Below are 12535 nucleotides of genomic sequence, written 5' to 3' on the forward strand. Positions count from 1 at the left end.
TCCTTCATTGTTGGGCAGCTATCTGCCGCCGCTCACATTTAATAGAGCGCCCGTCACATAGGACGCCTCGGGCGAAAGGAGGTAGAGGACCGCGTCTGCGATCTCCTGAGCAGTACCGGGTCTTTGCATGGGCACGATGGGCGCCAGATCCGTGGCGCGGTTCGGCAGCCCACCCGATGCATGGATGTCGGTATCGATGATGCCGGGACGGATCGCGTTGACGCGAATGCCCTCAGTTGCGACTTCCCGCGAAAGGCCGATGGTGAACGTGTCCACAGCACCCTTGGACGCGGCATAGTCCACATATTGGCCGCCACTTCCCAGCACCGCTGCCATCGATGAAATATTGACGATCGATCCGCCCCGCCCACCATGCTTGGTGGACATGCGCTTGACCGCCTCGGACGCGCAGCGGATCTTGCCGATAACGTTGATCGCAAACATCCGGTCGAGCCGCTCGCGCGAAAATTCCTCGACGCGGGCCGTCTGATCGACCACGCCGGCATTGTTGACCAGCCCGTCGATGCAACCGAAACGGCTATCCAGTGCGGCAAAGATCGAGGCGATGCCGTCTTCCGTTCCCGTGTCGCCCTGCACGATATGGGCAGTGCCGCCATCGCGGGCAATATCATCGGCCACGCTTTGTGCCGCCGCTTCGTTGGTGGCGTAATTGACGAGCACACGCCAGCCGCGTTTGGCAGCAAGACGCGCGGTGGCCGCACCAATACCACGGCTGCCACCCGTCACGAGAAGAACCGGACCTTCAGTCATCAGCGCCTACCCTGCCGTGTCGCAACTGCATGTCAGGCTGCTTTTTCGGTTGCGAGCTTGATGCCAAGCGCAATGAAGACCACGCCGCTGGTGCGGTCGATCCACTGGCTGGCGCGCGCAAAGGCCGCACGCATGCGCGGCGTCGTCATGAACAGGCTGACGCCGACGAACCATGCAATTAGGCAGCTTGCCATGACGATGCCGTAGCCGAACTTGATCATGACCGGCGTGTGGGCATGAACCACCGTCGAGAAGATCGACAGGAAGAAGAAGACCGGCTTCGGGTTCAAGGCATTGGCGGCAAAGCCGAGCGTGAAGGATTTAAGGCCGGATTGGCGCTTATGCGCCACCGCATTGTCCGAAACCTCTGGAAGCTCCATCTTGCCGGCGCGCAGGGCCTTGATGCCGATATAGATCAGGTAGGCGACGCCGAGCCACTTGACGATATTGAAGAGGTAGATCGACTGCGAGATGATCAGGCCAAGACCGAGGATCGTGTAGGTGACGTGGAACATCAAGGACGTGCCGATGCCGAAGCTGGTGATGATGGCTTCGCGACGTCCATGCACCATGGCTTGGCGCATCACCATGGCCAGGTCCGCACCGGGAGAGACGATGGCGAAGGCAAAGATTGCCATCAGGGATGCAAGTTCAATGACATACTGGTGCATGATTTATCCGCCCTCAGAACATCAACACGAAGAACATCAGCAGCAAGCCGCTCATTGATCCTACCCAGACGAGCGACCGCACGTAAGGGATGCCCATCAGATAAAGCGGAATGTAGATGATGCGGCACACCAGCCAGATCCAGGCACCGATCAGTGCAATGCCGGACGGATCGCCCGCCATGATCACGCCGAAGGCCAAAGCGATGAAAGCCGGATAGGTCTCGCGGAAATTGGCCGAAGCCCGTTCGGCGCGGCCTGCAAGCTTGCCCGTAGGCTTGCGATCATCGTCGCGAGCACTGGCATTCCACTCGCGCCCAAGCTCCTTGGTCGCGATCAGCGCCTGCAGCGTCACATGCACCACGAGAATCAGAACGCTCAAGCCAATGAGCGGCAGAAAGGGCGACGCGGCGAGAAATGTCGGTTCCAAGAAGGGCGCTCCTGACGAGAATTCAGCGGGATTTCACTTGAAACCCCGCTGAAACGAAAAGCAAGTCGATTAGAGATCGAGAACCAGACGTTCCGGATCTTCCAGGCTTTCCTTGACGCGAACGAGGAAGGTCACGGCTTCCTTGCCGTCAACGATGCGGTGATCGTAGGAGAGCGCCAGATACATCATCGGACGGATGACGACCTGACCGCCGATGGCGACCGGACGCTCCTGGATCTTGTGCATGCCGAGAATACCGGACTGCGGTGCGTTGAGGATCGGCGAGGACATCAGCGAGCCATAGACGCCACCATTGGTGATGGTGAAGGTACCGCCCTGCATGTCGGCCATGCCGAGCGAGCCATCGCGGGCTGCCTTGGCAAGACGACCGAGTTCCTTTTCGACGCCGGCGATGGAGAGCTGATCTGCATCGCGGATGACCGGAACGACAAGACCCTTGTCCGTGCCGACAGCCATGCCGACGTGACAATAATTCTTGTAGATGATGTCGTTGCCGTCGATCTCAGCGTTGACCGCAGGCAGTTCCTTCAGCGCGTGGGTCACGGCCTTGGTGAAGAAGCCCATGAAGCCAAGCTTCACGCCATGCTTCTTCTCGAACACGTCCTTGTAGCGGTTGCGCAGATCCATGACCGCCTTCATGTCCACCTCGTTATAGGTGGTCAGCATGGCAGCGGTGTTCTGCGCGTCCTTGAGGCGACGGGCGATCGTCTGGCGCAGGCGCGTCATCTTCACGCGCTCTTCGCGAACGGCATCCTGCTCGGCAGAGACCGGACGCGGTGCAGCGACCGGTGCCGGAGCAGCGGCCGGAGCGGAAACGCCCTTGGCGACAGCCGCCAGAACGTCACCCTTCAGAACCTGGCCGCGCTTGCCCGAACCATCGACATGATCGGCAGACAGATTGTTTTCGGACAGGAGCTTGCCGGCAGCAGGCGCTGGCGGAACCGAGCCGGATGCAGCAGGCGCCGGTGCTGAAGCAGCAGGCGCTGCGGCAGGAGCCGTAGCGGCAGCAGGAGCAGGAGCGGCAGCAGCCGGAGCCGGTGCAGAGGTTGCGGCACCAGCAGCACCTTCGGCGATCTGGCCGAGGAGTGCGTCGAGGCCGACGGTTTCACCATTCTGGGCGACGATTTCAGTCAGAACGCCGGAAGCAGGGGCTGGGACTTCGACGGTAACCTTGTCGGTTTCCAGTTCGACCAGCGGCTCGTCAGCCTTGATGGTGTCGCCGACTTTCTTGAACCAGGTGCCGACAGTTGCTTCGCTGACGGACTCACCCAGTGTTGGTACGCGGATTTCAGTGGCCATGTTATCGTTCCGTTATTCAGGTGTCTTTGTTGCGAGGGTCGAAGCGGGAGAGCGGTTACTCTCCCAATGCGTCTTCGAGGAACGCAGCAAGCTGCGCCAGATGCTTGGACATCAGGCCGGTCGCCGGAGAGGCGGCAGCCGGACGGCCCGTGTAACGGACCTTCTGGTACTTGGCGTCGATATGCGCCAGAACCCATTCGAGATACGGGTCGATGAAGGACCACGCGCCCATGTTCTTCGGCTCTTCCTGGCACCAGACCATCTCCGCATTGCGGAAGCGGGACAGCTCGTTGATGAGCGCCTTGGCCGGGAACGGATAGAGCTGTTCGATACGCAGCAGGTAGACATCGTCCACACCGCGCTTCTCACGCTCTTCCAGAAGGTCGTAATAGACCTTGCCGGTGCAGAGCACGACGCGACGGATCTTGGAATCCTTCTGCAGCTTGATCGGACCGTCCTTGATGACTTCCGCATCGTCCCACAGCAGACGGTGGAAGGAGGATTCGCCCGCCATTTCCGTCAGAGACGAGGTCGCACGCTTGTGGCGCAGTAGGGACTTCGGCGTCATCATGATCAGCGGCTTGCGGAAGTCGCGCTTCACCTGACGGCGCAGAATGTGGAAGTAGTTGGCAGGCGTGGTGCAGTTGGCAACCTGCATGTTGTCTTCGGCGCAAAGCTGGAGGAAACGCTCCAGACGGGCGGAAGAGTGCTCCGGACCCTGACCTTCATAGCCATGCGGCAGAAGGCAGACGAGGCCGGACATGCGAAGCCACTTGCGTTCACCAGACGAAATGAACTGGTCGAACACCACCTGCGCACCGTTGGCGAAGTCGCCGAACTGGGCTTCCCAGAGGGTCAGCGCATTCGGACGGGCCAGCGAGTAACCATATTCGAAACCGAGAACGGCTTCTTCCGACAGCATCGAGTTGATGACTTCGTAACGAGCCTGGGTCGGCGACAGGTTCGCCAGCGGAATGTAACGCTCTTCGGTTTCCTGATCGTAGAGAACCGAGTGACGCTGCGAGAAGGTGCCGCGTTCGCAATCCTGACCGGAAAGCCGGATCTTGTGGCCATCGACGGCAAGCGAACCGAAGGCAAAGGCTTCGGCCATCGCCCAATCGATCCCTTCGCCGGTCTCGACCATCTGCGCGCGGTTTTCCATGAAGCGCTGGATCGTGCGGTGCGCGGTGAAGCCTTCCGGAATGGTCGACAGCTTCTTGCCGATTTCCTTCAGCTGCTTCATCGGCACGCCGGTCTTGCCACGACGCTGCTCATCGGCATTGTCGGCAGCGCGCAGACCCGACCACTGACCGTCCAGCCAGTCGGCCTTGTTCGGCTTGTAGCTCTGGCCGGCTTCGAATTCCTGCTCCAGATGGCCGCGCCAGTCTGCCTTCATCTTTTCGAATTCGCCTTCGTTCATCAGCCCTTCGGCGATGAGGCGGTCGGCATAGATGCGGGCAACGGTCTTGTGGCCACGAATGACCTTGTCCATCTTCGGCTGCGTGAACGCTGGCTCATCGCCTTCGTTATGGCCGAAGCGGCGGTAGCAGAACATGTCGATGACGACAGGCTTGTGGAACTTCATGCGATATTCGGTCGCGATCTTGGCCGCATAGACCACCGCTTCCGGATCGTCGCCATTGACGTGGAAGATCGGCGCTTCGATCATCTTGGCAACGTCGGACGGATAGGGCGACGAGCGCGAGAAGGCCGGGTTCGTCGTAAAGCCGATCTGGTTGTTGATGATGAAGTGCATGGTACCGGCAACGCGGTGACCGCGAAGACCGGACAGTCCGAGAATTTCGGCAACGACGCCCTGGCCTGCAAAGGCGGCATCACCATGCAGCAGCAGCGGCAGAACCTTGGCGCGCTCGGACAGCGGAATGGTGTCGCCATCCCAGATCTTGGCAAGCTGGTCCTGCTTGGCGCGGGCCTTGCCCATGACGACCGGGTTGACGATTTCAAGGTGCGACGGGTTTGCTGTCAGCGACAGGTGAACCTTGTTGCCGTCGAACTCGCGGTCGGACGAGGCACCGAGGTGGTACTTCACGTCACCCGAACCTTCCACGTCGTCAGGCTTGAAGGAGCCGCCCTTGAACTCGTGGAACACGGCGCGATGCGGCTTGCCCATGACGTTGGTCAGAACGTTCAGACGGCCACGGTGAGCCATGCCGAGAACGACTTCTTCCAGACCGTCCTGGCCGCCGCGCTTGATGATCTGTTCCAGCGCCGGGATCAGCGATTCACCGCCATCCAGACCGAAACGCTTGGTGCCCTTGAAACGCACGTCGAGGAACTGTTCGTAGCCTTCGGCTTCGACGAGCTTCGACAGGATCGCCTTCTTGCCTTCGGCGGTGAAGGCAACGCCCTTGTCGGCACCTTCGATACGTTCCTGGATCCAGCCCTTCTCATCCGGGTTGGACATGTGCATGAACTCGACGCCCATGGTGGAGCAGTAGGTGCGCTCCAGAATATCGATCATTTCGCGAACGGTCGCGTATTCGAGGCCGAGCACGTTATCGATGAAAATCTTGCGGTCGTAATCGCTCTCTTCGAAGCCGTAGGACTTCGGCGACAACTCGTTGTAATCCTCGACAGCGCTGGCAATGCCGAGCGGATCGAGCTTGGCATGCAGGTGGCCGCGCATGCGGTAGGCGCGGATCATCATGATGGCGCGAACGCTATCACGGGTCGCCTGCAGCACTTCGGCTTCGCTGACGGGCTTGCCGGTTTCGGCGCCCTTGGCTTCGGCCTTGGCCTGAACCTTCTTTTCGATGGCCTTTTCGACCGTCGCCCAGTTGCCGTCGAGTGCGGAAATCAGATCGCCGCCAGCCGGGATCGGCCAGTTGGCGCGCTTCCAGGAGGCGCCCTTGGCGGCCTTCTTCACATCGTCAGGATTGTCGGACAGACCCTTGAAGAAACTCTGCCACTCAGGCGATACCGAGGAAGGGTCCTCTTCGTACCGGGCATAGAGCTGCTCGATATAGGCCGCATTCGCGCCGTCGAGAAACGACGTGATCTGAAACTGCTCGTTGGCTTCTTGCCTTGCCATTGTTTTTTCGCGGACGTGATGGTCCGCCTCCTCAATCCCGTTGATGGCCATTCGCGACCGGTCGCTTGCATTCTTGCCGCTTGAGCATCGCCGCATGTCTCAGAGGAAATGCCGAAATGCTCGAAAGTCTTTGGTCTTGCATACCGGACGCGAAAACCGGTCGAACCATGGTGATCAGGCTCTTGCGTCCGTCTTCATGCGGCTTCGGGCAGGCCGCCGTTTCCAGCCCCTGCCCGCTGCCAGATTGTGTCAGTCTCAGCCCTTGAGGACTTCGACCAGCGTCTTGCCAAGGCGTGCCGGAGAGGGCGAAACCTTGATGCCCGCTGCTTCCATGGCAGCGATCTTCGATTCTGCGTCGCCCTTGCCGCCGGAAACGACAGCACCGGCGTGGCCCATGGTACGGCCCTTTGGCGCGGTACGACCGGCAATGAAGCCAGCCATCGGCTTCTTGCGGCCCTTCTTGGCTTCGTCGATCAGGAACTGGGCTGCATCTTCTTCAGCCGAGCCGCCGATTTCGCCGATCATGATGATCGAGGTCGTGGCTTCGTCTGCGAGGAACATTTCCAGCACGTCGATGAATTCGGTGCCCTTGACCGGGTCGCCGCCGATACCGACAGCCGTCGTCTGGCCGAGGCCTTCGTTGGATGTCTGGAACACCGCTTCATAGGTCAGCGTGCCGGAGCGCGAGACGATACCGACCGAACCCTTGCGGAAGATCGAGCCCGGCATGATGCCGATCTTGCATTCTTCCGGCGTCAGGATACCTGGGCAGTTCGGGCCGAGCAGGCGCGAGCTAGAACGGTCGAGGCGAGCCTTGACGCGAACCATGTCTGCAACCGGAATACCTTCGGTGATGCAGGTGATGAACGGGATCTCGGCGTCGATCGCTTCGATGATCGCGTCGGCAGCGCCTGCCGGCGGAACGTAGATCACGGACGCGTCTGCACCGGTCTTTTCCTTGGCTTCGGCAACGGTTGCGAAGATCGGCAGGGTTTCGCCCTTGGAGCCGGTCCAGTTGGTGCCGCCCTTGGAGGGGTGGATACCGCCGACCATCTGCGTGCCGTAATAGGCGAGAGCCTGTTCGGTGTGGAACGTACCGGTCTTGCCGGTTAGGCCCTGCACGAGGATCTTTGTGTCTTTATTGACGAGAATGGACATTAATCAGGATCCTTAAAAATTAGCCGTTGACCGCGGCGACGATCTTCTTGGCAGCATCGTCCAGATCGTCGGCAGCCGTGATGGCGAGGCCGGATTCGTTCAGGATCTTCTTGCCAAGTTCGACATTCGTGCCTTCCAGGCGCACGACGAGCGGAACCTTCAGACCGACTTCCTTCACGGCGGCGATAACGCCTTCAGCGATGACGTCGCACTTCATGATGCCGCCGAAGATGTTGACGAGGATGCCCTCGACCTTCGGGTCTGCGGTGATGATCTTGAAGGCTGCAGCGACCTTCTCCTTGCCAGCGCCACCGCCGACGTCGCAGAAGTTTGCAGGCTCTTTGCCGTAAAGCTTGATGATGTCCATCGTCGCCATGGCAAGACCGGCGCCATTGACCATGCAGCCGATGTTGCCGTCGAGCGCCACGTAAGCGAGGTCCCACTTGGAGGCTTCGATTTCCTTGGCGTCTTCTTCGGTCTCGTCGCGCAGCGCCTTGATGTCGTCATGGCGGAACAGCGCGTTGCCGTCGAAGGAAACCTTGGCGTCGAGAACGCGCAGATGGCCATTTTCCATGACGATCAGCGGGTTGATCTCAAGCAGCGCCATGTCCTTGTCGACGAAGGCCTTGTAGAGGACCGGGAAGAGCGACTTGGCGTCTTCGGCAGCAACGCCGTCGAGCTCGAGCGCGCTGGAAATCTTGGCAACGTCTTCAGCCGTCACGCCGGCTTCCGGATCGATGGCAATCGTGTGGATCTTCTCAGGCGTGTCATGCGCGACAGCTTCGATGTCCATGCCGCCTTCGGTCGAAACGACGAAGGCAACCTTGCCGACGGAGCGATCAACGAGCAGCGAGCAATAGAGTTCGCGAGCGATGTCTGCGCCGTCTTCGATGTAGAGACGGTTGACCTGCTTGCCAGCGTCGCCCGTCTGGGCGGTGACCAGCGTGTTGCCGAGCATGTCCTTGGCGTGGGAAACGACTTCCTCGATGGACTTTGCCAGGCGAACGCCGCCCTTGGCATCGGGACCGAGTTCCTTGAACTTGCCCTTGCCGCGGCCACCAGCGTGGATCTGGCTCTTGACCACGTAGAGCGGGCCGGGAAGCTGCTTGGCGGCAGCTTCGGCTTCTTCGACCTTGAGGATGGCAACCCCTTCGGCAACCGGCGCACCATAGCCCTTCAGAAGAGCCTTGGCCTGATATTCATGAATATTCATGGGTTATTCCCTGTTTACAGCCTGAGAGGCAATTACTTCAGCGACGGAGCGATGTTGACGCAGGCTTCGCAAAGACCGGCAACGGCACCGACGGACTTCTGGAAGGCTGCTTCCTCGTCCTTGTTGAGTTCGATCTCGATGATGCGCTCGATACCGCCCGCACCAATCACCGTCGGCACGCCGACATACATGTCGTTGACGCCGTACTGGCCGGACAGATAGGCGGCAGCAGGCAGAACGCGCTTCTTGTCCTTGAGGTAGGATTCGGCCATCTCGATGGCGGAAGCGGCAGGTGCGTAGTAGGCAGAACCGGTCTTCAAGAGGCCAACGATTTCGGCGCCGCCGTCACGGGTGCGCTGAATGATCTGCTCGAGGCGTTCTGCAGAAACCCAGCCAAGCTTGACGAGGTCGGTCAGCGGAATGCCGGCAACGGTGGAGTAACGGGCAAGCGGCACCATCGTGTCGCCGTGGCCGCCGAGAACGAAGGCGGTGACGTCTTCAACCGAAACGTTGAACTCTTCGGAGAGGAAGAGGCGGAAACGGGCGCTGTCGAGAACGCCGGCCATGCCGACGACCTTGTTCTTCGGCAGGCCGGAGAACTTCTGCAGAGCCCAGACCATGGCGTCGAGCGGGTTAGTGATGCAGATCACGAAAGCATTGGGGGCATACTTCTTGATGCCCGCGCCAACCTGTTCCATAACCTTGAGGTTGATGCCGAGAAGATCGTCGCGGCTCATGCCGGGCTTGCGGGCAACGCCTGCGGTGACGATGCAGACGTCTGCACCTTCGATGGCAGCGTAGTCGGACGCGCCGGTGAGCTTTGCGTTGAAGCCTTCGACCGGGCCGGACTGGGCAATATCCAGACCCTTGCCCTGCGGAATACCGTCAGCAATATCGAAGAGGACGATATCGCCCAATTCCTTCAGGCTGGCGAGATGCGCCAGCGTGCCGCCGATCATGCCAGAACCAATAAGTGCAATCTTTTTGCGAGACATCGAATGCTTCCTCTTAAGCTTCAACTCAATTTTCCGCAGACGGACTGCGGCTGAAATTGTCGCACTCGGCTTAGACGCATTGGCCAAAAATGGCAACCAATTCTTTCAGAGCAAGGTTTTTCAATCGTTTAGATGATAAAATTCTTACGTAAACGTAATATATTATGTCATTAAAGCGTCACGCTGCATTACACTTTTCGTTGTGCAGTGCGAGATAGTCGGCGCTGCGCATCTCAAACAGACGCGATGCCGTGCGATCGAACTCGAAACCTTCCGTGCCCTTTCTGGTGCCTAAAAGGTCCTCCGGCATGGCAGCGGCAGAGGCAAACAGCCGAACGGTGTGATCGTAAAGCGCGTCGATCAGGATGATGAAACGCTTGGTCTCATTGCGGCGGTCCGCGCTCAGCAGCGGAATATGATCGATAAAGACGGTATCGAACCGATCGGCAATGGCCAGAAAGTCGGACGCGCCGAGCGGCTTCTCGCAAAGATCGCGGAAGGTGAAGCGCGCCACCCGTCCCGCCGCGCGCGGCACCAGAACCGAACGACCCTTCATCTCGATCTCCACTGGCGCAACGACTTGGCCCGCAGTCAGATGATGCCAGGCCATGTCCATCGCCTGATCGGCAGCGCCATCGAGCGGCGTCACATAGACGGGCAGGCTTTTGACCTTCTCCATGCGGTAATCGATCGGGCTATCGAGCGAAACGACGTCGACATTCTGCTTGAGGAGATCGATGAAGGGCAGGAAGAGACCGCGATTGAGGCCGTCCTTGTAGAGATTGTCCGGCACGACATTGGAGGTGGTGACCAGCGTACAGCCGTTGGCGAAGAGTTCGGTGAAGAGCCGCGCAAGGATCATCGCGTCGGCGATATCCGTGACGGTGAATTCGTCGAAGCAGAGCAGTTCGGCTTCGGCAAGCAATTGCGCGGCGACCGGCGGAATGGGATCGGCCTGTTTGGTCTCGCCGTTCTTCAGCTTCTGCCGGTGGGCGTGGACGCGATTATGCACATCGGCCATGAATTCATGGAAATGGCAGCGGCGCTTCTTCTCCACCGGCGCCATCTGAAAGAACATGTCCATCAGCATCGTCTTGCCGCGCCCGACGCTGCCGTGGACATAGAGCCCCTTGACGGACGGCGAGGCGGCGGCCTTGCGGGCAAACATCCAGCCAAGCGCGCTCTTCTTCTTCGCGGGCTTGCGCAGCTTCAGGTCGGAGAGGATTCTGTCGAGATGGGCCGCAACGCCGAGTTGGGCGGCATCGGCCTTCAACTCGCCGGACGCCGTCAATGCGTTGAGTTGCTCAACGACACTATGGTTGTAGTCCGGCACTCGCTGCATGGAGAAAGACCCCGCGCGCGAAGCGCACGTCGCCTACAGCAGACGCGCGCTCCCCGTCGATCTGTTATCGGCTGAGGCTCAGAGGCTGGCCGTTATTGGTCGTACCGTCGTAACGGGCATCGGAGGTCTTGTAGACGCGACCGATCGTATCGCCTTGACGGTTCTTGAACTGGACCATCTTGCCCGAGACTTCCCAGGAGCCCATGGCTGTCAGGTCGCCGGTGCAACCGCGCGTACCGCCACGCGAGCCGCTGCCGAGATTGGTGAGCGTCAGGAACATGTCGCAATTGGCGCCGCCATTGGACACACGCCAGTTGCCGACCATCGATTCCTTGGTCACATCCAGAGCCGTCGTCGGCGCACCCGCTGCGACATTGGCGCTGCCGGGCGGCGTTGCCGTCGGAGCCGTCGGGAACTGGGAAGAACCACCGGGAGGAGGCAGCGCGCCGGACTGGACGGATGGAACAGGCTGCGCCTGAAGCGGCGGCGTGTAGCCGGGACCCGCATTCGAATTGCTGCTATAATCGTAAGAGGTACGCTGGCAACCGGCGAGGCCGATAACGACCGCAAGGCCCGTCACCACATATCTAACTTGCATCTCAAGCTCCCGATTCTCGTCGCTTCGGAAAATTCATGGTTACACAAAGCGGCTGAATTATTACCAAAGCCTTAGCTAAGGCAAGACGCGGCAACGATAATTGCCATTTCGACGGCATTTTAGGAAAATTCTTCGCCGCTTCGCAACAAAGAAGCCGCGACCTGTGGCCGCGGCTTGTCAATCTTGTGAGCGCTCAAGCAATCATCAAACGCGACGCTCGACCATCATCTTCTTGATCTCGGCAATCGCCTTTGCAGGGTTCAGACCCTTGGGGCAGGCCTGCGCGCAGTTCATGATGGTGTGGCAGCGATACAGACGGAAAGGGTCTTCGAGGTTGTCGAGACGCTCGCCCGTTGCTTCGTCGCGGCTGTCGATCAGCCAGCGATAGGCCTGCAGCAGAACGGCTGGACCAAGATAACGGTCGCCATTCCACCAGTAGCTGGGACAGGAGGTGGAGCAGCAAGCGCACAGAATGCACTCGTAAAGACCATCCAGCTTCTGGCGGTCTTCGTGGCTCTGCTTCCATTCCTTCGCAGGCGGTGGAGACACCGTCTTCAGCCAGGGCTCGATCGAACGGTGCTGGGCGTAGAAGTTCGACAGATCCGGCACCAGGTCCTTGACCACCGGCATGTGCGGCAGAGGATAGACCTTTACCGTGCCGTTGATCTCTTCCATGCCCTTGGTGCAGGCGAGCGTATTCGTGCCGTCGATGTTCATCGCGCAGGAACCGCAAATGCCTTCACGACAGGAACGGCGAAGTGTGAGCGTCGGATCGATCTTGTTCTTGATGTACAAGAGCGCATCGAGAACCATCGGGCCGCAATCATCGATATCGATGTAATAGGTATCGATGCGCGGGTTCTGGCCGTCGTCAGGGTTCCAGCGATAGATCCGGTATTCGCGAATATTCTTCGCGCCTGCCGGCTTCGGCCAGACCTTGCCTTCGGTCATCTGAGAGTTTTTGGGGAGAGCAAGTTCAACCATGTCC

Annotated in this window: 11 protein-coding genes; all 11 read right to left on the reverse strand. The window is 59.7% G+C overall.

Features of this window, described 5'->3' with window-relative positions; translation table 11 throughout:
* Positions 1 to 18: 18 nt before the first annotated feature.
* The 11 genes from PVA19_RS15975 to PVA19_RS16025 all read right to left on the reverse strand — a co-directional run bounded on the left by PVA19_RS15975 (position 19) and on the right by PVA19_RS16025 (position 12531).
* Positions 19 to 771, reverse strand: a complete 753-nt coding sequence (locus PVA19_RS15975; protein ID WP_274103392.1) for an SDR family oxidoreductase — start codon at positions 769 to 771, stop codon at positions 19 to 21.
* A 32-nt stretch (positions 772 to 803) separates the two neighbouring features.
* The gene (locus PVA19_RS15980; RefSeq protein ID WP_062424883.1) at positions 804 to 1442 is read right to left on the reverse strand and encodes a LysE family translocator; all 639 of its coding nucleotides are present in this window, start codon (positions 1440 to 1442) and stop codon (positions 804 to 806) included.
* A gap of 13 nt (positions 1443 to 1455) precedes the next feature.
* Positions 1456 to 1869, reverse strand: coding sequence for an MAPEG family protein (locus PVA19_RS15985; protein WP_274103394.1), 414 nt, complete (start codon positions 1867 to 1869; stop codon positions 1456 to 1458).
* 69 nt (positions 1870 to 1938) lie between these two features.
* Positions 1939 to 3189, reverse strand: coding sequence for a 2-oxoglutarate dehydrogenase complex dihydrolipoyllysine-residue succinyltransferase (gene odhB / locus PVA19_RS15990; RefSeq protein WP_274103396.1), 1251 nt, complete (start codon positions 3187 to 3189; stop codon positions 1939 to 1941).
* A 55-nt stretch (positions 3190 to 3244) separates the two neighbouring features.
* A complete protein-coding gene (locus PVA19_RS15995; protein WP_274103397.1) occupies positions 3245 to 6241 on the reverse strand; it encodes a 2-oxoglutarate dehydrogenase E1 component in 2997 nt (998 codons plus the stop codon).
* A gap of 255 nt (positions 6242 to 6496) precedes the next feature.
* Entirely contained in the window at positions 6497 to 7399 is a 903-nt protein-coding gene (sucD, locus tag PVA19_RS16000; protein WP_062424886.1) for a succinate--CoA ligase subunit alpha, read from the reverse strand.
* A 19-nt stretch (positions 7400 to 7418) separates the two neighbouring features.
* Complete coding sequence (gene sucC / locus PVA19_RS16005; RefSeq protein WP_062424887.1) at positions 7419 to 8612, reverse strand: ADP-forming succinate--CoA ligase subunit beta; 1194 nt, start codon at positions 8610 to 8612, stop codon at positions 7419 to 7421.
* A 32-nt stretch (positions 8613 to 8644) separates the two neighbouring features.
* Positions 8645 to 9607 carry a malate dehydrogenase gene (gene mdh, locus PVA19_RS16010; protein WP_062424888.1) on the reverse strand — a complete coding sequence of 321 codons (963 nt, stop codon included), beginning with the start codon at positions 9605 to 9607 and terminating at the stop codon, positions 8645 to 8647.
* 178 nt (positions 9608 to 9785) lie between these two features.
* Positions 9786 to 10949, reverse strand: coding sequence for a cell division protein ZapE (gene zapE / locus PVA19_RS16015; RefSeq protein WP_274103399.1), 1164 nt, complete (start codon positions 10947 to 10949; stop codon positions 9786 to 9788).
* A gap of 64 nt (positions 10950 to 11013) precedes the next feature.
* Positions 11014 to 11547, reverse strand: a complete 534-nt coding sequence (locus tag PVA19_RS16020; RefSeq protein ID WP_062444358.1) for a protease inhibitor Inh/omp19 family protein — start codon at positions 11545 to 11547, stop codon at positions 11014 to 11016.
* A 204-nt stretch (positions 11548 to 11751) separates the two neighbouring features.
* Positions 11752 to 12531 (reverse strand): succinate dehydrogenase iron-sulfur subunit, encoded by a 780-nt coding sequence (locus tag PVA19_RS16025; RefSeq protein ID WP_062424891.1) that lies wholly within the window; start codon positions 12529 to 12531, stop codon positions 11752 to 11754.
* Positions 12532 to 12535: the final 4 nt, after the last annotated feature.

The sequence above is a fragment of the Agrobacterium sp. CNPSo 3708 genome (assembly GCF_028674915.1).
Lineage (GTDB): Bacteria > Pseudomonadota > Alphaproteobacteria > Rhizobiales > Rhizobiaceae > Agrobacterium > Agrobacterium cavarae.